Raw genomic sequence first — 20,676 nt, 5'->3', positions numbered from 1 at the left:
TCACGCACCCGTGAGGGCTCGGCGGTGCCCGGTCACCTCGGGGGCGGGGCGGGGCCACGGCCGGTCAGGCGTCCGGTGGCAGGGCCCGCGCCGCCAGGCGCGCCAGCTGTTCCAGGTCCCCGGTGTCCACGTGCCCCAGCTGGCGGGCGATGGCGGCGGAGTGCCTGCCGCCGATCTCGCGCTGCCGCTGCGCACCGGCGTCCGTGAGGGCCACGACGACGCCGCGCCGGTCGCGCGGATCGGCCTCGCGGGCCAGCAGGCCGTGCCGCTCGAGCCGGTCTACGAGCCGGCTCAGCGACGGCTGCGGCAGGTACGCCTGCTCGCTGAGCTCACCCAGGCGGGCACGGCCGGTGGGGCAGCGCGAGAGGGTGTGGAGCACGTCGTACTCGCGCAGGCTCAGCCCGCCCCACACGTCGTCGGCGGCGAAGCGGCGCACCAGGGTGGCCTGCAGCCGGAACACCGCCTCCCACGCCTCGACCGCGGCCCGGGTGCGCCCCGGGCCGCGCCCGGCGACGCCCGTCGCCGTGTCGGCGGCGGCGGCGGCGGGGCCGTCAGGCACCCACGGCCTCGGCGCTGCCTGCGGCCAGGGCGGCGTCGCGCGCGGCCACCCGGCTGGCGTGGGTGGGCGGGTCGCTGGGCACGTGCGCCGGCCGGCGGGCCTCGAACTCGCGGCGCAGCACCGGCACGACCTGCTCGCCGAGCATGTCGATCTGCCGCAGCACCGTCGCCAGCGGCAGGCCGGCGTGGTCGATGAGGAACAGCTGGCGCTGGTAGTCGCCGAAGAACTCCTGGAACGTCAGGGTCTTCTCCACCACCTGCTCGGGGGCGCCGACGGTCAGCGGGGTCTGCGCGGTGAAGTCCTCCAGGGAGGGCCCGTGGCCGTAGACGGGGGCGTTGTCGAAGTAGGGGCGGAACTCGCGCACGGCGTCCTGGCTGTTCTTGGCCATGTACACCTGCCCGCCGAGGCCGACGATCGCCTGCTCCGGCGCGCCGTGCCCGTAGTGGGCGTAGCGCTGCCGGTACAGCTCGATGAGCCGGGCGTAGTGCTCCTTGGGCCAGAAGATGTTGTTCGCGAAGTAGCCGTCGCCGAAGTACGCGGCGATCTCGGCGACCTCGGGGGTGCGGATGGAGCCGTGCCACACGAAGGGCGCCACCCCGTCCAGGGGGCGGGGCGTGGAGGTGAAGGACTGCAGCGGGGTCCGGAACTGCCCGGACCACGTCACGACGTCCTCGTCCCACAGCCGGCGCAGCAGCTGGTAGTTCTCCACGGTGAGCTCGACGCTCTTGGAGATGTCCTTGCCGAACCACGGGTAGACCGGGGCGGTGTTGCCGCGGCCGAGCATGAGGTCGGTGCGCCCGCCGGACAGGTGCTGCAGCATCGCGTAGTCCTCGGCGATCTTCACCGGGTCGTTGGTGGTGATCAGCGTCGTGGACGTCGACAACGTGATGCGGCTGGTGCGCCCGGCCAGGTAGCCCAGCATCGTCGTGGGCGAGGACGGCACGAAGGGCCGGTTGTGGTGCTCGCCGGTGGCGAAGACGTCCAGGCCCGCCTGCTCGGCGTGCTCGGCGATGGTCATCATCGCGGCGATGCGCTCGGCCTCGGTCGGGGTCCGGCCCGTGGTGGGGTCGGGGGTGACGTCGCCGACGGTGAAGATCCCGAACTGCATGGTGGCCGCTCCTCGTGTAGTCCATGCACTTGCATGCACCTGCGCCAACGGGGCCCCCCGGTCCCGCATTCCCGCTGCGACGCCGCGTCCCCCGGACGGCTCCGGCGGACCGACGGCGCCTTCGACCGCGGACTGACCGCGGACTGACCGCGCACGGCCGGGCGCAGCGCGGTGCGGGGTACCCGGTCGGGGTCCGCGGGGAGCGGGCTCAGCCCGTGCGGGCGACCCGGATGATCTTCCGGCGCAACCACACGCGCCGCGCGCCACCCAGGTACAGGCGTACCCGGGCCAGCTCCCAGTGCCCGTACTCGGCCTGCTCGGTCAGCAGTTGGCGCGCCTGTGCGCGGCTGGTCTCCCGGGGCAGGGTGAGGACCCGGTACTCGTACTGTTCGCCGCCCGGGCGGCGCCCGGCGGTCCTGGTGTCAGCGGCCATCGCGACCATTGTCCACCCCCGGTGCCCCGGCGCGCGCGATCTGCGCGATGCGCGCGCGTCACGGGCCGGTCCTCTCCGCTACGGTCGGCACATGACGCCCGATCCGCGCGCCGCCCTCGCGCGTCTCGTCGAAGCCCTGGAGAACCACCTCGTCGCCGCGGCCGACCGGCGCGGGGAAGCCGACCCCGCGGTGGCCGACGCCTACCAACGCGTCGCCGACGCCTTCGAGGTGTACGAGGAAGCGATCTACGACGCCTACGACGAGGTCACGCCCTTCGTCCTCTACGACGACGTGGAGGACGAGCGCGAGGACGCGGACGACGAGGACGACGCGGACGACGAGGACGAGGACGACGACCTCGACGCGGACGACGACTCGGACGACGAGGACGAGGACGACGACCTCGACGCGGACGACGACTCGGACGATGAAGACGACGAGGACGAGGACGGCGAGGACGGGGACGAGCAGAGTGGCGCCGGGCCCGCCCGCGCCGGCCGCTGAGGCCCTGCGGGGTCGCGCACCGGCGCCGCGGCGGCCGTTGTGAGGGTTCGGTGATCACCCCCAGCGGCTGTCGTGGGGTCGCTGGGCACGTGCGCGGCGGGCACCGCCCGGCTGGGTAGTGTCCGGGCGTGCTCACAGCCCGTCCCGAACCGACCACCTCGCAGCCGCGCCGCGCCCGGTGCGCCCCCGGCGCGCCCACCGGGCGCCGTCCCCTCGCCGCGGGGGCCGCCGCGTGAGCATGGGGCTGGGTGAGGGGGCGCTGCTCGGCCTGGTGCAGGGCCTGACGGAGTTCCTGCCGATCTCCTCCAGCGCCCACCTGGCGATCGTCGGCACCCTCGTCGGCGCCGACGACCCCGGTGCGGCGTTCACCGCCATCAGCCAGCTGGGCACCGAAGCGGCCGTGGTCCTGTACTTCCGTCACGACATCGCCCGCATCGTCGCGCAGTGGGTGCGCTCGCTGGCCGGGCGGGTGCCGCGCTCGGACCCCGACGCCCGCATGGGCTGGCTGGTGATCCTCGGTTCCCTCCCCATCGGTGTGCTGGGTCTCGTCTTCAAGGACCAGATCGAGACGGTCCTGCGCGGTTTCGTCCTCATCGGCACCACGCTGTGGCTGTTCGCGCTCCTGCTGGGCGCCGCCGACCGCTTCGGGCGCAAGGAACGCACCCTGGACCGGCTCACCTGGAAGCACGGTCTGCTGTTCGGCCTCGCGCAGGCGCTGGCGCTGGTGCCCGGCGTCTCGCGCTCCGGCGGCACCATCACGATGGGCCTGCTGCTGGGCTACACCCGCGAGGCCGCGGCCCGCTACTCCTTCCTGCTGGCCATCCCCGCGGTCGTCGCCTCCGGCTTCTTCCAGCTGTACGACGAGGTCAGCGCCGGCACGAGCGTGGCGTGGGGCCCGACGGTGCTCGCCACGGCCGTCGCGTTCGCCGTCGGCTACGTGGTGATCGCCTGGCTCATGCGCTTCATCACCACGCACAGCTACACGGTGTTCGTGGTCTACCGCGTCGTGCTGGCCGTGCTCGTGTACGCGCTGGTGGCCGCCGGCACCCTGCCGGCCTGGAACGACACCGCCTTCGGGTGAGGCGCCGCGAGCCCCGCCCCCGGGGCGGGGCTCGCCCGCTCGCCGCAGGGCCTACAGCCAGCCCGAGCGCCTGAACGAGCGGTACAGCGCCGTGCAGGCGGCCACCATGAGCAGCAGGCACATCGGGTAGCCCAGCCGCCAGCCCAGCTCCGGCATGTGCTGGAAGTTCATCCCGTAGACCCCCGCGATGAGGGTCGGCACGGCGAACATCGCCGCCCACGCCGAGATCTTGCGCATGTCGTCGTTCTGCCGCACCGACACCTGCGCCAGGTGGGCGTTGAGGATGTCGGTCAGCAGCCGGTCGTAGCCCTCCACGTGCTCCACGGTGCGCACCAGGTCGTCCAGCACGTCGCGCAGCTCGAACAGCACCTGCTGCGCCTGCGCCCCGCGCGAGTCGACGCCGGTGTCGCCGGTGTCGCCCGCGTCGCCGCTGTCCACCAGCTGCCGCAACGGCGCCACCAGGGGCGCCGCGGCCCGCCGCACCTCCAGCACCTCCCGCTTGAGGTTGTAGATGCGCTCGGCGTCGGAGCTGCGCTCGGGGGAGAAGACCTGCTCCTCCATCTCCTCCACGTCGCGCTCGAGCTCCGCGTCGATCTCCACGTACCGGTCCACCACGTGCTCCAGCACCAGCCGCAGCACCGCGTGCGGCCCGCGCCGCATCCGGTCGGGGTCCTCCTGCAACTGCCGCCGCACCGCGTCCGGGGCACCCACCTGCCCGCGCCGCACCCCCACCACGAACCGCTCGCCGACGAACAGCATCAGCTCACCGGTCTCCACCGCCGAGCGGTCGTCGAAGTAGGCCAGCGTCTTGAGCACCACGAACAGGGTCTCGCCGTAGCGCTCCACCTTGGGCCGCTGGTAGCCCTCCACGGCGTCCTCCACCGCCAGCGGGTTCAGGTCCAGCGCCGAGGCGACGCGCCCCAGCTCCCCCTCGTCGGGGTCGGCCAGCTCCAGCCACAAGAACCCCTCCGCCTGCCCCAGGCAGCTCTTCAGCGCCTCGGCCGGGTCCTCCACCTCGGCGCGCCGGCCGTCCGCGTAGGTCGCCACGTCCACGATCACTGCGCCATCGTGCCGCGCGGACGGCGGTGGCGCTCGCGGGCGCTGGGGCGTGGCCGTGACGCCGGGCGGGCTGGTGCGCGCCCGGACCCGTGCGCGCCGCCACGCACGACCTAGGCTGGCGCCGTGCCGACCCTGCTGCTCGTCCGCCACGGCCGCACCACGGCCAACTCCGCCGGCGTCCTGGCCGGCTGGACCCCGGGGGTGCGCCTGGACGAGCACGGCGAGCAGCAGGCCGCCGCCCTGGCGCGGCGCCTGGCGCCGCTGCCGGTGGCCGCGATGGTGTCCTCCCCGCTGGAGCGCTGCCGCCAGACCGCCGAGGCGCTGCGCACCGTGGACGGTCCCGCCGGCGCGCGCCCGCAGGTCCTCGTGGACGACGCGCTGGGGGAGGTGCGCTACGGCGACTGGACCGGCCGGGAGCTGAAGTCCCTGGCCAAGGAGCCGCTGTGGAAGACGGTGCAGGCCCACCCGTCCGCGGCGGTGTTCCCCGGCGCCGACGGCGAGGGGCTGGCGCAGATGCAGCACCGCGCGGTGCGGGCGGTGCGCGAGCACGACGCGCGGGTGGCCTCCGAGCACGGCGAGGACGCGGTGTGGGTGGCCGTCACGCACGGCGACGTCATCAAGGCGCTGCTGGCCGACGCCCTGGGCATGCACCTGGACCTGTTCCAGCGCCTGAGCGCCGACCCGTGCTCGGTCTCGGTGGTCCGCTACGCGCCGCTGCGCCCGTTCGTGCTGCGCACCAACGACTCCGGTGGCGACCTCGCCGCCTTCGCCCCTCCGCGCCGGCGCCGCCGCGCCGCACCCGGCGCGCGCGGGGCGTCCTCCTCCGACGCGGTCGTCGGCGGCGGCGCGGGCACCTGAGCGGCGCTCGGCGCGCTCGGCGCTAGGGTCGCACCATGCCGGTCTTCGACTACGACCCGCCGGAGCGGTTCGTCGCAGGAACCGTCGGCGAACCCGGTGCGCGGACCTTCTTCCTGCAGGCGCGCGCCGGCGGGCGGCTGACGTCGGTGGCGCTGGAGAAGGCCCAGGTGGCCGCGCTGGCCGAGCGGGTGGGCGAGCTGCTGGACGAGATCGTGCGGCGCTCGGGCGGGCAGGCGCCCGTGCCGGCGCTGCCGCCCTCCGGCAGCGAGGACACCGCCCCGCTGGACGTGCCCATCGAGGAGGAGTTCCGGGTGGGCACCATGTCCCTGGCCTGGGACTCCGAGCGCGAGGTCGTCGTCATCGAGTGCTTCGAGGTCGACGACGAGGACGTCGAGGAGCCCCTGGCACCCGACCCCGCCCGCAACCTGCTGCGCGTGTCCCTGGACGGGGCCGCCGCCCGCGCCTTCTCCCAGCGCGCCACCGCGCTGGTCGCCGCCGGCCGCCCGCCGTGCCCGTTCTGCGCGGGCCCGCTGGACCCCGGCGGCCACGTGTGCCCGCGCGCGAACGGCTACCGGCGCTGAGCGGCCCCGCGCCGGGCGTGTTCGCCGGGGTCGCCGAGGACGCGGCCCTGGCCCAGCTGGCCACGGGGCAGGTCCAGGTGCGCGGCCGCCTGGCCGACGCCTCCAACGCCACCCTGTACTGCGTGCTGGACGCCGGAGCGCAGCAGCCGGCGCTGGCGTGCGTGTACAAGCCGGTGGCCGGCGAGCGTCCCCTGTGGGACTTCCCCGACGACACCCTGGCCCGCCGCGAGGTCGCCTCCTACGCGGTCTCGGCCGCCACCGGGTGGCACGTGGTGCCTCCCACGGTCCTGCGCGACGGCCCGCTCGGGCCGGGCAGCGTGCAGCTGTGGCTGCAGGCGCCGCCCGGCCGGGGCGAGGACCCTCCCGGTGACGAACCCGGTGAGGTGGACGACGCGGAGGTCGTGGTCCTGCCGCAGCCGGGCGCCGGGCTGATCGACATCACCGGCGTGCACGAGGTCGCGCCCGGCTGGCTGCCGGTGCTGCGCGCGCAGGACCACTCCGGGCACCCGGTGGTCCTCGCCCATGCCGACGACCTGCGCCTGCGGCGCGTCGCCGTGCTGGACGCGGTGATCAACAACGCCGACCGCAAGGGCGGTCACGTGCTGCCCGGCTGGGACGGCGCAGTGCACGGCGTGGACCACGGCCTGACCTTCCACGTCGAACCCAAGCTGCGCACCGTGCTGTGGGGCTGGGGCGGCGCCCGCCTGCTGGCCGAGGAGCGCGAGGTGCTGGCCCGGCTGCGCAGCGACCTCGACGGCCGCCTGGGGGAGGTGCTCGCCGACCTGCTCGCCGTGGAGGAGGTCGTGGCGACGCTGGAGCGGGTCGAGCACCTGCTGGCCACCGACCGGCTGCCGCGCCAGCGCGGGCAGCGCACCATCCCCTGGCCGCCGTTCTGAGCACCCGCCCGCACCGCGCCCCCTGCCGCGGGCACCCGCCGGCGCGCGGGTAGGTTTCGCCCCGTGCGTTCCTGGCCCGCTCCCGACCCCTCCACCCTGCCCGGCACCGCTCCCGGTGCCGCTGCGCTGCCGGGCCGCGGCCCGCGGGTCCACCTGCACGACTCCTCCACGCACCGGCTGCAGCCCGCCGGCCCGCGGACCGGTACCGCGACGCTGTACGTGTGCGGCATCACCCCCTACGACGCCACGCACCTGGGCCACGCCAACACCTACGTCGCCTTCGACCTGCTGCAGCGCGCCTGGCGCGACGCCGGTCTCGACGTCACGTACGTGCAGAACGTCACCGACGTCGACGACCCGCTGCTGGAGCGGGCAGCGGCCACCGGCGTGGACTGGACCGAGCTGGCCGCCTCCCAGGTGCAGCTGTTCCGCGAGGACATGGCCGCCCTGTCGGTGATCCCCCCGCAGCAGTACCTCGGCGTGGTCGAGGCCGTGGACCTGGTGTCGGCGGCCGTGCGCGAACTGCTGGCCGCCGGCGCCGCCTACCGCGTGCCCGGCACCGGCGGCGCACCCGACGGCGACGTCTACTTCCCCGTCGCGTCCGACCCCGCCTTCGGGGAGGTCTCCCACCTGGACCGGGCGACCATGCTGACGCTGTCCGCCGAGCGCGGCGGCGACCCCGACCGCCCCGGCAAGCGCGACCCGCTGGACCCGCTGCTGTGGCGGGTGCAGCGCGACGGCGAGCCCGGCTGGGACGCCGGCGAGCTCGGTCGCGGCCGCCCCGGCTGGCACGTGGAGTGCACCGCCATCGCCCTGGCGCACCTGGGCACCCCCGTGGACGTGCAGGCCGGCGGCAGCGACCTGCTCTTCCCCCACCACGAGATGGGCGCCTCCCACGCCCACGTGCTGCGCCCGCACGCGCAGCCCTTCGCCCGCCTGTACGCGCACTCCGGCATGGTCGCCCTCGACGGCGAGAAGATGAGCAAGTCCAGGGGCAACCTCGAGCTCGTCTCCCGCCTGCGCGCCGCCGGCGAGGACCCCGCCGCGGTGCGCCTGGCGATCGTGGCCCACCACTGGCGCAGCGACTGGGAGTGGACCGCCGCGGTCCTGCGGCAGGCCCGCGAGCGGCTGGACCGCTGGACGCGCGCGGTCGCCCTGCCCACCGGGCCCGACGCCGCCCCCGTCCTGGCCGCCGTGCGCGAGCGCCTGGCCGACGACCTCGACGCCCCCGGCGCCGTGGCCGCCGTGGACGCCTGGGCCGACGCGGCGCTCGCGGGCACCGGTACGCACGCCGCGGCCGGTGCGGCAGCGCCGGACCTGGTGCGCCGCACGGTCGGCGCCTTGCTGGGCGTGCGGCTGCCCTGATGCCGCGCCACGACCGCGAGGAGGTGGCGCGCCGCGCCGGGTACGCCACGTGGCGCGAGGCCGTCGAGGCCACCGCGCACCTGGCCCAGCAGGAGGCCGGCCGGGTGCTCGGCGTCAGCCACCCGACGGTGCGCGCCTGGCGCGCTGAGCTGGGCCTCGGCGTGGCCGCAGGCCGCCCGTCGGCAGATCAGCTCAAGGCGACCTTCCGGGCCGACGCGGGCGATGCGCGGCACGGCTCGGCCAACGGGTACCGCAACCTCGGCTGCCGCTGCCCGGCCTGCACGGCGGCGTGGACGGACTACCAGCGCGCCCGCCGCACCGGCCCGGCCTGACCGACCGGGATCCACCGGGCGGCGCGCGAACCTCACCCCTGCTGGCGCTGGGCGATCTCCTGCTGCACCACCGAGCCGAGCCGCTGCAGCTGCCCCGTGCCCAGCTGGCGCACCTCGCCCTCCAGGCGCTGCAGCACGTGCGGGTCCTCCAGGACGCGCTCGGAGCTCTGCAGCAGCACCGTGCCGGCGCCGGTGAAGTCGTACTGGCGCTCCTCCCCGGAACGCGTGCCGAACAGCGCACCGCGCGCGGCGCCCAGGAAGTGCCCCATCCACCCGGCGTCGAAGTGCTGCGCGGGGGCCGGGCAGTCCGCCCACCCCACCAGCGCCTCGGGGTCCACCCGCACCGGCGGCTCCACGAAGATCACCGGCCCGGAGGAGCTGGCGAGGAACTTCCCCGTGCCCAGCAGGGTCAGGAAGCCGGGGATGATGGACTCCTTCAGCTCCAGAGCCGCGTCGAAGGCCAGCAGGTTCGCGGCCCGCACGGTGAGGTTGCCCTCGTCGAGGTCGTAGGAGTTGATGTCGTACCCGCGGTCACCCAGGATCACGTGCCCCTGCCCGTTCGCCACGACCCAGTCGCGGCTGTACAGCGGGGAGGAGAACCGCTCGGCGACCAGCGAGCCCAGCGACGTCGCCGTCAGCGGCTCGAAGCGGATCGTGCCGCCTCCGGCGGGGTAGTGGGCGATCATGCGGCCGGTCTGCACGAACAGCGGGCCGGTCAGGCGCACGCAGTACGCGTACGCGTTGCCCGGCAGGTTGTCGTGGTCGGGCAGCGTGGACGGGTCCAGGGGCTCGACGCTCACAGCTTCTCCTCCGACGCCTGCACGTGCACCGTTCCCTCGCCGGACACCCTCAGCTGCACCGCCTCCCCGGACCCGCGCCCGACCGCGTCGCGCCAGGACACCGCGGCGGACACCTCCACCCGCAGGTCGCCCACGTGCGCCACGTACGCCTGCGGGTCCACCACGACCTGCCGGCCGCCGCCCACCGGCAGCGCGAACGTGCCGCCGTGCGAGAGCACCGCCACCGACCCGCGCCCGGACAGCTGCGTGGTGAACATCCCCTGCCCCGTGACGGCGCCTCGCACCGCTCCACGCAGACCGCCCTGCTGACCGAGGAACACCACCGAGCTGGACAGCGACGCGTCGTGCGCCAGCAGCCGGTCGGCCTCCACCGACAGCGGCCGCGAACCGTCGAGGTCGATCACGGTGACGTGGTGGCCGTGGAAGCCGTAGTGCACGGTGCCCGAGCCCTCGGCGACCATGAGCGCGACCGCCTCGCCCTGCATCCCGCGGGCCAGCGCCGAGGCCACCCCGCCGCCGTAGGCGCCGCCGCCCGGACCGCCGGAGACGGGGGAGAAGGTGACCCGGCCGGTGGTGGCGAGCATCGCCCCGCGCCGCGCCAGCACCTCCCGGCCCGGCGCGACCTCGGCCAGCACGACCTTGGAGGTGACGGTGGTGAACGTCATCAGCGCTCCTCGGGCTGGATGAACACGGTGCCCCGCCCCTCGAAGCGCAACGAGAACGCCTCCCCGGACGACTCCCCGACCAGGTTGCGCCACGACACGTCGGTGACGAACGACTGCGAGACGTCCCCCAGGCAGCCGATGTAGGCGTCCGGGTCCACCACCAGGGGGTGCTGGGGCGAGACCCGCAGCGCGATCGGCGGCCCGCCCAGCGACAGCAGGGCCACCCGCCCCCGGCCGGTGACGCTCGTGGTGAACAGCCCCTGACCGCTGGAGGCGCCCTGCAGACCGGTGAAGACCACGTCGGTGCGCAACCCCTCCGACAGGCACAGCAGGCTCTCGGACTCGGCCTTGAGCACCTCGCCGGCCAGGTCCAGCAGCAGCACGTACCCGGCGTCGACGGCGAAGTGCACGCTGCCGCGGCCGCTGACGTCCATCAGCGGCAGGGACTCGCCGGTCACGCGCTGCTTGAACGCCGCGCGCAGGCCGCCACCCCCACCGGAGCCGGCGTGCTTGAAGGTCACCTCACCCTCGTAGGCCACCATCGAGCCGGTCCGCGCGCGCACCGCGCTGCCCTTGTCGCCGTCCAGGTCCACCACCAGGACCCGCGGCGTCTCCAGCCGCCAGCTCACCTGCTCGTCCTCCTCGCACGGGTCCGCGCCCGGGCGGGCCGGGCTGCAGCCCCCATCATGGCGCCTGCGTGATCAGCGCCGGTAGGGGCCGCCGCGGCGTGTCGCCCGGGAGCAGCGCCCCCGCCGCCGGTGCCCCCACCGGGTCCCGGCCGCGCTGCACCGGGGCGGGGCGGGGCAGGGCCGGGAGTCAGGAGCCCCAGGCGGCCCGGCCGGGCTGCGCGAGCCCGCCGCGGGGCGCCTTCGGGCTCGGGCCGTGCGCGTTGGGACCCGGAGCGGAGTCCAGCAGCGTGAACACGAACAGCGCGGTGCTCACGACCGGCAGCTGCCCCAGCAGCACCCACCAGCCCGAGCGGCCGGTGTCGTGCAGGCGCCGCACCGCCACCGCCCAGGCCGGCACCGCGACCGCCAGCGCCCCCACCAGCAGGAGCAGGCCCAGGACCGGAGCCAGCACCGCCTGCCCGCGCTCGCCGGCCACCGCGCCGGTCAGCACGCTCAGCAGGCCGCCCGCCAGCCCCAGGGCCAGGTAACCCAGCACGAGGGCCAGCTGGAACCACCAGTACTCCGAGCGGCGGGCACGGCCGCTGAAGGTGGCGTACTGGCGGAACACCGAGGACACGGCTGCGGAGAGGCTCACCCCACCACGGTCACCGCCCGCCCGGCGCGCCGGGAGCGCGCCGCGGCACCGCCACCCGTCCGGGGCAGCGGCGCCACCCGCGCGGGTCAGCCGCGCCGCGGGCCGTCGTCGCGGCGCGGGGGGTCGTCGCGCCGGCGCAGGTAGCGCTCGAACTCGCGGGCGATCGCCTCACCGCTGGCCTCGGGCAGCTCCGCGGTGTCCTTGGCCTCCTCCAGCTGCTGCACGTACTCGGCGATCTCGCCGTCCTCCCCGGCCAGCTCGTCCACCCCGCGCTCCCACGCACGGGCGTCCTCGGGCAGGTCGGCCAGCGGCACGGAGACGTCCAGCAGCTCCTCCACGCGGTGCAGCAGCGCCAAGGTGCCCTTGGGGGAGGGGGGCTGGCCCACGTAGTGCGGCACCGCCACCCACAGCGACACCGAGGGGATGCCGGCGCTCGCCACCGCGTCCTGCACCACGCCGACGATGCCGGTGGGCCCCTCGTAGCGGGACGGTTCGATGTCCAGCTTCTGCACCAGGTCCGGGTCCTCGCTGCTGCTGGTCACCGGCAGCGGCCGGGTGTGCGGCACGTCGGCCAGCAGCGCACCCAGCGTCAGCACCAGGCCGGCGCCCACCGAGCGGGCGTGCTCGACGACCTCGGCCGCGTAGGTGCGCCAGCGCATCGACGGCTCGATGCCCCGCACCAGCAGCACGTCGCGCGACGCGTCGGGCAGGCGCGCGTAGGACACGCGCGTGGTCGGCCACGTCAGCCGGCGCCGGCCGTCCTCGTCGTAGTGCACGGTGGGCCGGTTGACCTGGAAGTCGTGGTACTCCTCCGGGTCGAACTCGGCCAGCTCGACGGCCCCCCACACCTCGTGCAGGTGCGCCACGGCCTGGCTGGCCGCCTCCCCGGCATCGTTCCAGCCCTCGAAGGCCGCGATCACCACGGGATCGCGCAGGACCGGCGCGGCCGGCCTCGCGTCGTCAGGCTGCTCAAGCACCCCCCAACCCTAGACTCACCACCCGATGCCCACCGACACGCCGATCCCCGACCCGCCGAGCCACCCCGCGCCGCCCGCCGCCGTCCTGTGGGACATGGACGGCACCCTGGTCGACACCGAACCGCACTGGATCGCCGCCGAGCACGCGCTCATGGCCCGCCACGGCGCGAGCTGGTCGCACGAGCAGGCGCTGCAGCTGGTCGGCAGCGCCCTGCCGGACTCCGGGCGACTGCTGGCCGCGCACCTGGCCGCCGAGGCCGGCGTGCACCTGGACCCCGCGGACATCGTCACCGAGCTCATCGGCGAGGTGGTGCACCAGGTCTCCGCGAGCGTGGTGTGGCGGCCCGGCGCGCTGGAGCTGCTGCGAGAGCTGGGCCGGCACGGCGTGCCCTGCGCGCTGGTGACGATGTCGTACCGGTCCCTGGCCGGCACCGTGGCCGCCCTGGTGCCCGGGGCGTTCGCGGTGGTCGTGGCCGGCGACGAGGTCGAGCGCGGCAAGCCCGCGCCCGACCCGTACCTGCGTGCCGCGCACCTGCTGGGGGTCGACCCGCGCGAGTGCGTGGTCCTGGAGGACTCCGCACCGGGCGTGGCCTCGGGCGAGGCGGCCGGCGCCCGCGTGGTGGCCTGCCCGCACATGGTGCCCATCCCGCCCGCGCCGGGCCGCAGCCGCGTGGCGTCGCTGGCCGAGCTGGACGTCGCCGCCCTCGGGCGCGTGGCCCGCGGGCAGGTCCTGGACTCCCTGGCGGACCGCGCCGGCGGTACCGCCCGCGGGGCCTAGGCCGGACCCGCGAGGCGTGGACCGCGCCCCGGGGACGAGCGCGCTTCAGGCCCGTGGTCGTCGGCCCCGTGGTCGTCGGCCCCCTGCCCGGTGCCCCCTTGCCCGGTCGGCAGGGGCGGCGGGGTGCCGCCGAACGCCGGGCACAGGGCCTTGTGGTCGCACCAGGAGCACGAGCGCCCCGGGGTGGCCGGCCAGCGACCGCTGGCCCGGTTCGCCTCGATCGCCGCCCACAGCGCCCGCACCTTGCGCTCGGTGGCGCGCAGGTCGTCCTCGTCGGGGCTGTGGCTGACCACCTCCCCCGAGCCCAGGTACACCAGCCGCAGCGAGCGGGGCACCACCCCGCGCAGGCGCCACAGCACCAGCGCGTAGAAGCGGACCTGGAACAGGGCCGCGGCCTCGAACCGCTGCGAGGGCGCTCGCCCCGTCTTGTAGTCGACCACCCTCAGCTCCCCGGAGGGCGCCACGTCCAGGCGGTCCACCACCCCGCGCAGCAGCGGCCCGTCCTGCAGGGCCACCTGCACCCACGCCTCGCGCTCGGCCGGCTCCAGCCGCGTGGGGTCCTCCAGGTCGAAGTAGCGCCGCAGAAGCACCCCGGCACCCCGCAGCCACGCAACCAGCTCCGCCCGGCCGGCGTCGTCGTCGGCGAACAGCGAGCGCGCTCGCGGGTCGCGCTCGGCCAGCTCGCGCCAGCTGCCCTCCACCATGTCGCACGCCGCCTGCGCGGTGCGCTCGGGCGCCGGCAGGTCGAACAACCGCTCCAGGACGGCGTGCACGAGGGTGCCGCGCACCGCCGCCGGCGAGGGCGCCTCCTCCAGCCGGTCGATGGTGCGCAGGCGGTACAGCAGCGGGCAGCGCAGGAAGTCCGCCGCCCGCGAGGGCGACAGCCCCCGACCGGCCCCCGCCGCCCGCGTCGGCCGGGCGGGCCGCGCGGTGCGCGGGCCGTCCGGTGAGGCCCCCGGCGGGGACGCCGGTGGGGCCCCCGGCGGGGACGCCGGTGGGGCCCCCGGCGGGGACGCCGGTGGGGCCGCGGCGCGCACCGCGCCGGTGGTGCTGGACACGCCGCCGAGGGTAGGTGCCGCCTGCGACACGTCCAGCGCCCCCGGGCGCCGAGGCGGGCCGGGCGGGGGTGGGCGGCGGGGGCACCGGCCCGGGCCGCCTAGGATCGGCGGGTGCGCTGCGCCCGTCCCACCGACCGCCCCACCGGCCAGGTCCGGTGAGCGGCGCCGGCATCCGCCTGGGCCGCCCCTTCGGCGTCCCGCTGCTGCTCGCGCCCTCGTGGTTCCTGTTCGCCGCCGTCATCGTCTGGGTGTTCGCGCCCCTCGTGGCCGTGCGGGTGCCCGGCCCGGCCTCGTACCTGGTCGCGTTCTCCTACGCCGTGCTCCTTCTGCTCTCGGTGCTCGTGCACGAGGTCGCCCACGCCCTGGCCGCCCGCTGGTCGGGCCTGCGGGTCTCCGGCATCGTCCTGAACGTCTGGGGTGGGCACACCAGCTTCCAGGACGGTGACGTCGGGCCCGGCCGCAGCCTGCTCATCGCCGTGGTCGGCCCCGTGGCCAACGGCGTGCTGGCCCTGGCCGCCCACCAGGCCGGGGAGGTCGTGCGCGCCCAGCCCGGGCAGGTGGGCGTGGGGGAGCTGCTGCTGGGGGCGCTGACGGTCTCCAACGTGCTCCTGGCGGTCTTCAACCTGCTGCCGGGCCTGCCGCTGGACGGCGGGCACGCCCTGGAGGCGGTGGTCTGGAAGCTGCGCGGCGACCGCCTCGACGGCACCGTCGCGGCCGCCTGGGCCGGGCGGGTCCTGGCCGTGCTGACCCTCGTGGCCGTCGTGGCCGTCCCGCGCCTGCTGGGCTGGCAGGCCAGCCTCACCCAGGTCGTGTGGGCCGGGCTGGTCAGCGCCCTGCTGTGGCAGGGCGCCTCCCAGGCGCTCGCCTACGCCACCCAGCGCCGCCGCGTGCCCCTGCTCTCCGCGCGCGCCCTGCAGCGCCCCGCCATCGGCGTCAGCGCCCGCGCCACCGTCGAGGAGGTGGTGCGCGCCGCGCGCGCCGCCATCGACGCCGGCGCCACCCTCGGCAGCAGCCGCGACCTGGAGGTGGTGCTCGTCACCGACGACGGCGTGCCCGTCGCCGTGGTGGACACCGCCGCGCTGCGGCAGGTGCCCGAGGAGCGCCGCACCGCCCTGGGGGCCGGCGCCACCGCCCGCGCCCTGCCACCGCGCTCGTGGCTGCGGGCGGACCTGACCGGCGAGCAGCTGCTCGAGGCGGTCACCGCCCGCCCCGGCGAGCACGTCGTGCTCGGCGCCGGCGGCCGGGTGGAGGGGCTGCTGCACACCGGCGACGTCGTCGCCGCCGTCACCGCGCGCTGACCGGCGCACCCGGCTCCCGCCGCGCAGCCGCGCAGCCGCGCAGCCGCGCCCCAGCACCCCACAGACCCCACGCACTCCACGCTCGCCCGCACGCCCCCACGACCCCGGAGGAACCCCGCCGTGAACCCCGAGCCCGCGCACGCCCCGACCCCCGGCGCCGACCCCACCGGCACCGCTGCCGCTGCTCCCACGGGTGCCGCCACCCGCCGCGGGCCGCTGCGCGAGGGGGAGCGGGTGCAGCTGACCGACCCGCGCGGGCGCCTGCACACCATCACCCTCACCGCCGGCAAGGAGTTCCACACCCACCGCGGCCGCTTCGGCCACGACGAGCTCATCGGCCGCCCCGACGGCACCACGATCACCAACTCCGCCGGCGTGCAGTACCTGGTGCTGCGCCCGCTGCTGGCCGACTTCGTGCTGTCCATGCCGCGCGGCGCCGCGGTGGTCTACCCCAAGGACGCCGGGCAGGTCGTGCAGATGGCCGACGTCTTCCCCGGCGCGGTCGTCATCGAGGCCGGTGTGGGCTCCGGGGCGCTGACCATGTCCCTGCTGCGCGCCGTCGGCGACGCCGGCCGGGTGCACTCCTTCGAGCGCCGCGCGGACTTCGCCGACATCGCCCGCGGCAACGTGGAGACCTTCTTCGGCGGCCCCCACCCCGCCTGGCGCCTGAGCGTCGGCGACCTCGTGGAGTCCCTGCCGGGCAGCGGGCTGTCGGCCGCGGCCGGCACCGGCGCCGACCGCGCGGTGCTGGACATGCTCGCCCCGTGGGAGTGCCTGGACGCCGTGGCCGACGCGATGGCCCCCGGCGGGGTGCTCATCTGCTACGTCGCCACCGCCACCCAGCTCTCGCGCGTCGCCGAGGCCGCCCGCGCATCGGGCCGCTGGACCGAGCCGGAGGCGTGGGAGTCCATGGTGCGCGGCTGGCACCTGGAGGGTCTGGCCGTGCGCCCCCAGCACCGCATGGTCGGGCACACCGGGTTCCTGCTGACCACCCGCCGCCTCGCCGACGGCGTCACCCCGCCGCTGCGCAAGCGCCGCCCCGCGCCCGGCGCCCACAGCGCGGACACCGGCGAGATCACCGGTACCGGCACCGGCCAGGACGCGGGCCTGGACGCGGGCCACGACGCGGGGGTGGGCGAACCCGCCGACGGCACCGAGTACGGCGACCGTCCCGTCTCGGACCGCAAGGCCCGCAAGGCCGCCCGCGAGGCGGCCGCCGGTGCGGCCGCCTCCCACCACGCCGCCCGCACCGTTCCCGGCGACCCGACGGGCGACCCGACGGGCGACCCGGTCGGCGACGGCCCGCTCGAGGCCTGAGGCGAGCCGCCCGTGATGGCCCACAGCCACGCCTGCACCGGCCTCGCCGCCGGCGCCGCCACCCTGCCGCTGGCCCCCGTGCACGGCCCGCTCGGCGCCGTGGCGTGGGTCGCGGCGTGGGGCGGGGCGGCACTGCTGCCCGACTTCGACCAGGGCGGCATCTCCTGGAAGCGGGCACTGCCGCGCGCCACCGGCTCCACCGTCGCGCAGATGTGGGGACCGCTGACCACCACCGCCGCCGCCGCGGTGGGCCGGCTGGCCGGCGGGCACCGCTGGGGCACCCACGACCCGCTGCTGGCCCCGCTCCTCTTCGGCGCCCTGGCGTGGGCCGCCGCGATGCACCCCTGGACCTCCCTGGCGGTGCTCGCGTTCGTCACCGGAGCCGCGCTGCGCGGCTGCCACTTCGTCATCCCCGGCCGCGCCGAGACCACCGTGCTGGGCAACCTGCTGCTGTCCTTCGGCGCCGCCTGGTGGGTGCTGCACCGCGCCCCCGCCGGCGTGCCGTGGCTGCCGTGGGCGGTGGCCGGCGGCGTGCTGGTGCACGTCCTGGGCGACTGGCTCACCGTCGGCGGAGTACCCCGGCCGCTGGCCGTGCCCGCCGCGCTGCTGGGGGCCCGGCGCCACCGCACCGCGCTAGGGCTTTTCCGCACCGGGGCGCGCGTCGAGCGTTCCATCGCCGCGCTGGCGTTCCTGACCGCCGCCGCCCTGCTGGCCCGCCACCTCCTGCTCGGCTGAGCGCCCGGCCGGCTGCTGGACCCGACCGCGCCGGTGCTCCCCGTCACCGCGCCCGGTCTGCAGGGGCGAGCGCCCGAAGCGCACGAGCACCTGCTCGAAGCCCTTGTGCCGTTGCGCCTGCGCCAGGCGGGTGTAGGCGTGCTGGTCGGCCTCGGTCAGCTCCACCGCGTCCGTCAGGGGCGTCAGCAGGGCCCGCGGGTACAGCCGACGCACCCGCACCACGTCGGCCTCCACGCACAGCACCACGCAGCACGAGGCCACGAACAGGAACGCGATGCCGCCCAGCACCACCGTGAAGACCTGGTTGGACACGCTCGAGCGCGCCGCGACCTCCGAGACGATCCCGCGGCCGAAGTGCTGCAGCACCTGCCACAGCACCCCCATCGCCACCGCTCCCGGCAGCACCGTGCGCACACCCGGCCGGTGGGCGGCCGCCAGCCGGAACACCACCAGGAACCCCACCGCGGCCAGCACCGCCGCCGCCACCTGAGAGGCCCACTCGATCAGCCCACCGGGCAGGTGGGCGGAGATGACCGCGCTCAGGATCGTGGTCCCCACCACGAACAGCCCGGCGACCAGCAGCAGCAGCAGCGCCCGCGCCCGCGCCGCGAACGGGTTGGGCCGCTCGTTGCGCGGCACCGCCCACGCCACGTTCACCGCGTTCTGCACCGCCAGGCCCACCCCCGTCGCCCCGTACAGGGCGCCGCCGAGACCGATCACCAGCCCCAGCGCCCCACCGCCCAGCCGCTCGGGACTGCCCAGCTCGTCGCCGATCAACGGCACCTGCGCCAGCGCCGAGTTCAGCACCGCCTGCTGCGCGTCCGGATCGCCCGAGAGCACGTACCCCAGCACCGTGGACAGCAGCAGCAGCAGCGGCACCAGCGCCAGGAACCCGTAGTAGGTGATGAGCGCGGCCAGGTAGGCGCCCTGGTCCTCGAAGAACTTGTAGAGCACCCCCAGCGGGTACCCCACGGCCGGGTGGCGGCGCTGGAAGGCGTCCAGCCGTGCGACGGCCCCGGGCTGGCGCTGCGGTGCGGGCACGTGCACATCGTGGCCGCAGCCCGGGCCCCGCGCGCGCCGGCGCGCCCACCCCCGCGCCGCGCCGCCACGGTTCCGGAGCGCACCCGGCAGCGCCGGGTTAGTGTCGACCGCATCCACCGCCCGACCGGGGGACCGGGAGGGCCACGAGGGGGAGGACGCGCCATGACGGAACCCCAGCGCCGCTTCGGCGGCGGAGGTGAGCGGGACGCCCGCCACGTCGCTCTGCTGGAGGAGCAGCTCGCCGCAGCGCGCTCGCGCCTGGCCCAGGTCAACACCCAGAACGACCGTCTCGCCGCCACGCTGCGCGACGCGCGCGACCAGATCGTGTCGCTGAAGTCCGAGGTGGACCGCCTCGGCCAGCCACCGGCCCAGTTCGCGACCTTCCTGGCCGCCGTCGGGGACGGCACCGCCGACGTGGTCAGCGCCGGCCGGCGCATGCGCGTGGCCGTCAGCCCCGCCGTCGACCTCACCGCGCTGCGCCCCGGCCAGGACGTCATGGTCAACGAGGCCATGAACGTCGTGGCCGCCTGCGACTACGAACGCACCGGCGAGCTGGCCACCGTCAAGGAACTGCTGGACGACGACCGCGCCCTGGTCCTGGCCCGCGCCGACGAGGAGCGCGTGGTGCGCCTGGCCGGCCCGCTGCTGGACGGCCCGCTGCGCGTGGGCGACTCCCTGACCGTGGACACCCGCTCCGGCTTCGCCTACGAGCGCATCCCCAAGGCCGAGGTCGAGGAACTCGTCCTGGAGGAGGTGCCCGACATCGACTACACCGACATCGGGGGCCTGGGCCCGCAGATCGAGGCGATCCGCGACGCGGTGGAGCTGCCGTTCCTGCACGCCGACCTGTTCCGCGAGCACGGCCTGCGCCCGCCCAAGGGCATCCTGCTGTACGGCCCGCCCGGCTGCGGCAAGACCCTCATCGCCAAGGCGGTCGCCAACTCCCTGGCCAAGAAGGCCGCCGAGCTGCGCGGCCAGACCCAGGCCAAGAGCTACTTCCTGAACATCAAGGGCCCCGAGCTGCTCAACAAGTACGTCGGCGAGACCGAGCGGCACATCCGCCTGATCTTCGCCCGCGCCCGGGAGAAGGCCAGCGGTGGCACCCCCGTCGTGGTCTTCTTCGACGAGATGGAGTCGCTCTTCCGCACCCGCGGCTCGGGAGTCTCCTCCGACGTGGAGACCACGATCGTGCCGCAGCTGCTGTCCGAGCTGGACGGTGTGGAGCGGCTGGAGAACGTCATCGTCATCGGCGCCTCCAACCGCGAGGACATGATCGACCCGGCGATCCTGCGCCCCGGCCGCCTCGACGTGAAGATCAAGATCGAGCGGCCCGACGCCGAGAGCGCCGGGGAGATCTTCGCCAAGTACCTGACCCCCGAGCTGCCGCTGCACCCCGACGACCTCGCGGCCAACGGCGGCAACCCCCGTGCCGCGGTGGACGCCATGATCCGCGCCACGGTGGAGCGCATGTACAACGAGAGCCCGGAGAACGAGTTCCTGGAGGTCACCTACGCCGGCGGCGACAAGGAGATCCTCTACTACAAGGACTTCAACTCCGGCGCGATGATCCAGAACATCGTCGACCGCGCCAAGAAGACGGCCATCAAGGAACTGCTCACCTCCGGCCAGCGGGGACTGCGGGTGGAGCACCTCATGACCGCCTGCGTGGACGAGTTCAAGGAGAACGAGGACCTGCCCAACACCACCAACCCCGACGACTGGGCCCGCATCTCCGGCAAGAAGGGGGAGCGGATCGTCTTCATCCGCACCCTCATGCAGGGCAAGAAGGGCACCGAGGCGGGCCGCTCGATCGACACGGTCGCCAACACCGGCCAGTACCTCTGAGAGCCCCTACCGGGGGGGCGCGCCCCCCCCGGGGGGGGGGGGGGGGGGGGGGGGGGCGGGGCGGGGGGGGGGGGGGGGGGCGGGGGGCGGGGGGGGGGGGCGGGGGGGCGGGCGCGGGGGCC

At 75.9% G+C, this 20,676-nt stretch carries 23 protein-coding genes; 12 read left to right on the top strand and 11 right to left on the bottom strand.

Annotation, left to right across the window (positions count from 1 at the left end):
• Positions 1 to 64: 64 nt before the first annotated feature.
• From ACRYR8_RS13260 to ACRYR8_RS13250, 3 genes are all read right to left on the bottom strand, one after another.
• Positions 65 to 559: a MarR family winged helix-turn-helix transcriptional regulator gene (locus tag ACRYR8_RS13260; RefSeq protein ID WP_432485019.1), complete on the bottom strand. Its 495-nt coding sequence runs from the start codon at positions 557 to 559 to the stop codon at positions 65 to 67.
• A complete protein-coding gene (locus ACRYR8_RS13255; protein WP_432485017.1) occupies positions 552 to 1,667 on the bottom strand; it encodes an LLM class flavin-dependent oxidoreductase in 1,116 nt (371 codons plus the stop codon). The genes ACRYR8_RS13260 and ACRYR8_RS13255 overlap by 8 nt, the downstream gene beginning before the upstream one ends.
• A gap of 208 nt (positions 1,668 to 1,875) precedes the next feature.
• On the bottom strand, positions 1,876 to 2,100 hold the full coding sequence (locus ACRYR8_RS13250) for a DUF5703 family protein (protein WP_432485015.1): 225 nt from the start codon (positions 2,098 to 2,100) through the stop codon (positions 1,876 to 1,878).
• 91 nt (positions 2,101 to 2,191) lie between these two features.
• On the opposite strand from ACRYR8_RS13250, the gene ACRYR8_RS13245 reads away from it, so the two are divergent.
• Together ACRYR8_RS13245 and ACRYR8_RS13240 are read left to right on the top strand one after the other, a co-directional pair.
• Positions 2,192 to 2,605 carry a primosomal protein gene (locus tag ACRYR8_RS13245; protein WP_432485013.1) on the top strand — a complete coding sequence of 138 codons (414 nt, stop codon included), beginning with the start codon at positions 2,192 to 2,194 and terminating at the stop codon, positions 2,603 to 2,605.
• 238 nt (positions 2,606 to 2,843) lie between these two features.
• Positions 2,844 to 3,686 carry an undecaprenyl-diphosphate phosphatase gene (locus ACRYR8_RS13240; protein WP_432485058.1) on the top strand — a complete coding sequence of 281 codons (843 nt, stop codon included), beginning with the start codon at positions 2,844 to 2,846 and terminating at the stop codon, positions 3,684 to 3,686.
• Between the two features lie 51 nt (positions 3,687 to 3,737).
• On the opposite strand, the gene ACRYR8_RS13235 is transcribed toward ACRYR8_RS13240, so the two are convergent.
• On the bottom strand, positions 3,738 to 4,745 hold the full coding sequence (locus tag ACRYR8_RS13235) for a magnesium and cobalt transport protein CorA (RefSeq protein WP_432485011.1): 1,008 nt from the start codon (positions 4,743 to 4,745) through the stop codon (positions 3,738 to 3,740).
• A gap of 123 nt (positions 4,746 to 4,868) precedes the next feature.
• Here ACRYR8_RS13235 and ACRYR8_RS13230 point away from each other — a divergent pair, with 123 nt between their 5' ends.
• From ACRYR8_RS13230 to ACRYR8_RS13210, 5 genes are all read left to right on the top strand, one after another.
• On the top strand, positions 4,869 to 5,603 hold the full coding sequence (locus ACRYR8_RS13230; RefSeq protein ID WP_432485009.1) for a histidine phosphatase family protein: 735 nt from the start codon (positions 4,869 to 4,871) through the stop codon (positions 5,601 to 5,603).
• 35 nt (positions 5,604 to 5,638) lie between these two features.
• Positions 5,639 to 6,184 carry an Rv2134c family protein gene (locus ACRYR8_RS13225; protein WP_432485007.1) on the top strand — a complete coding sequence of 182 codons (546 nt, stop codon included), beginning with the start codon at positions 5,639 to 5,641 and terminating at the stop codon, positions 6,182 to 6,184.
• Between the two features lie 17 nt (positions 6,185 to 6,201).
• The gene (locus ACRYR8_RS13220; protein ID WP_432485057.1) at positions 6,202 to 7,080 is read left to right on the top strand and encodes an Rv2133c family protein; all 879 of its coding nucleotides are present in this window, start codon (positions 6,202 to 6,204) and stop codon (positions 7,078 to 7,080) included.
• A gap of 63 nt (positions 7,081 to 7,143) precedes the next feature.
• Complete coding sequence (gene mshC / locus ACRYR8_RS13215; protein WP_432485005.1) at positions 7,144 to 8,445, top strand: cysteine--1-D-myo-inosityl 2-amino-2-deoxy-alpha-D-glucopyranoside ligase; 1,302 nt, start codon at positions 7,144 to 7,146, stop codon at positions 8,443 to 8,445.
• Positions 8,445 to 8,777, top strand: a complete 333-nt coding sequence (locus ACRYR8_RS13210; protein WP_432485003.1) for a hypothetical protein — start codon at positions 8,445 to 8,447, stop codon at positions 8,775 to 8,777. Before mshC ends, ACRYR8_RS13210 begins: the two co-directional genes overlap by 1 nt.
• Positions 8,778 to 8,809: 32 nt before the next feature.
• Here the strand turns inward: ACRYR8_RS13210 and ACRYR8_RS13205 are convergent, their stop codons facing one another.
• The 5 genes from ACRYR8_RS13205 to ACRYR8_RS13185 all read right to left on the bottom strand — a co-directional run bounded on the left by ACRYR8_RS13205 (position 8,810) and on the right by ACRYR8_RS13185 (position 12,482).
• On the bottom strand, positions 8,810 to 9,577 hold the full coding sequence (locus ACRYR8_RS13205) for an AIM24 family protein (protein ID WP_432485001.1): 768 nt from the start codon (positions 9,575 to 9,577) through the stop codon (positions 8,810 to 8,812).
• Positions 9,574 to 10,242 (bottom strand): AIM24 family protein, encoded by a 669-nt coding sequence (locus ACRYR8_RS13200; RefSeq protein WP_432484999.1) that lies wholly within the window; start codon positions 10,240 to 10,242, stop codon positions 9,574 to 9,576. The genes ACRYR8_RS13205 and ACRYR8_RS13200 overlap by 4 nt, the downstream gene beginning before the upstream one ends.
• Positions 10,242 to 10,871 carry an AIM24 family protein gene (locus tag ACRYR8_RS13195; RefSeq protein ID WP_432484997.1) on the bottom strand — a complete coding sequence of 210 codons (630 nt, stop codon included), beginning with the start codon at positions 10,869 to 10,871 and terminating at the stop codon, positions 10,242 to 10,244. Before ACRYR8_RS13195 ends, ACRYR8_RS13200 begins: the two co-directional genes overlap by 1 nt.
• Before the next feature lie 187 nt (positions 10,872 to 11,058).
• On the bottom strand, positions 11,059 to 11,505 hold the full coding sequence (locus ACRYR8_RS13190; protein ID WP_432484995.1) for a DUF805 domain-containing protein: 447 nt from the start codon (positions 11,503 to 11,505) through the stop codon (positions 11,059 to 11,061).
• A gap of 86 nt (positions 11,506 to 11,591) precedes the next feature.
• Positions 11,592 to 12,482 (bottom strand): PAC2 family protein, encoded by an 891-nt coding sequence (locus tag ACRYR8_RS13185; protein ID WP_432484993.1) that lies wholly within the window; start codon positions 12,480 to 12,482, stop codon positions 11,592 to 11,594.
• A 25-nt stretch (positions 12,483 to 12,507) separates the two neighbouring features.
• Here ACRYR8_RS13185 and ACRYR8_RS13180 point away from each other — a divergent pair, with 25 nt between their 5' ends.
• Positions 12,508 to 13,260, top strand: a complete 753-nt coding sequence (locus tag ACRYR8_RS13180) for an HAD family hydrolase (protein WP_432484991.1) — start codon at positions 12,508 to 12,510, stop codon at positions 13,258 to 13,260.
• Here the strand turns inward: ACRYR8_RS13180 and ACRYR8_RS13175 are convergent.
• A complete protein-coding gene (locus ACRYR8_RS13175) occupies positions 13,257 to 14,318 on the bottom strand; it encodes a RecB family exonuclease (protein WP_432484989.1) in 1,062 nt (353 codons plus the stop codon). The two genes, ACRYR8_RS13180 and ACRYR8_RS13175, sit on opposite strands and share 4 nt — an antisense overlap.
• Before the next feature lie 155 nt (positions 14,319 to 14,473).
• Between ACRYR8_RS13175 and ACRYR8_RS13170 the strand changes: the two genes are divergently transcribed.
• From ACRYR8_RS13170 to ACRYR8_RS13160, 3 genes are all read left to right on the top strand, one after another.
• The gene (locus ACRYR8_RS13170) at positions 14,474 to 15,616 is read left to right on the top strand and encodes a site-2 protease family protein (protein WP_432484987.1); all 1,143 of its coding nucleotides are present in this window, start codon (positions 14,474 to 14,476) and stop codon (positions 15,614 to 15,616) included.
• A gap of 216 nt (positions 15,617 to 15,832) precedes the next feature.
• Entirely contained in the window at positions 15,833 to 16,933 is a 1,101-nt protein-coding gene (locus ACRYR8_RS13165) for a tRNA (adenine-N1)-methyltransferase (protein WP_432485056.1), read from the top strand.
• A 15-nt stretch (positions 16,934 to 16,948) separates the two neighbouring features.
• On the top strand, positions 16,949 to 17,668 hold the full coding sequence (locus ACRYR8_RS13160) for a metal-dependent hydrolase (protein ID WP_432485055.1): 720 nt from the start codon (positions 16,949 to 16,951) through the stop codon (positions 17,666 to 17,668).
• On the opposite strand, the gene ACRYR8_RS13155 is transcribed toward ACRYR8_RS13160, so the two are convergent.
• Positions 17,567 to 18,709 (bottom strand): YihY/virulence factor BrkB family protein, encoded by a 1,143-nt coding sequence (locus tag ACRYR8_RS13155; protein ID WP_432484985.1) that lies wholly within the window; start codon positions 18,707 to 18,709, stop codon positions 17,567 to 17,569. The genes ACRYR8_RS13160 and ACRYR8_RS13155 overlap by 102 nt on opposite strands.
• A 111-nt stretch (positions 18,710 to 18,820) precedes the next feature.
• Here ACRYR8_RS13155 and arc point away from each other — a divergent pair, with 111 nt between their 5' ends.
• Entirely contained in the window at positions 18,821 to 20,554 is a 1,734-nt protein-coding gene (arc, locus tag ACRYR8_RS13150; RefSeq protein ID WP_432485054.1) for a proteasome ATPase, read from the top strand.
• Positions 20,555 to 20,676 lie beyond the last annotated feature (122 nt).

Source organism: Kineococcus esterisolvens (assembly GCF_050871405.1).
GTDB lineage: Bacteria > Actinomycetota > Actinomycetes > Actinomycetales > Kineococcaceae > Kineococcus.
The sequence above is the reverse complement of the archived record's forward strand: the minus strand, read 5'-3'. Positions and strand labels throughout refer to the sequence as shown.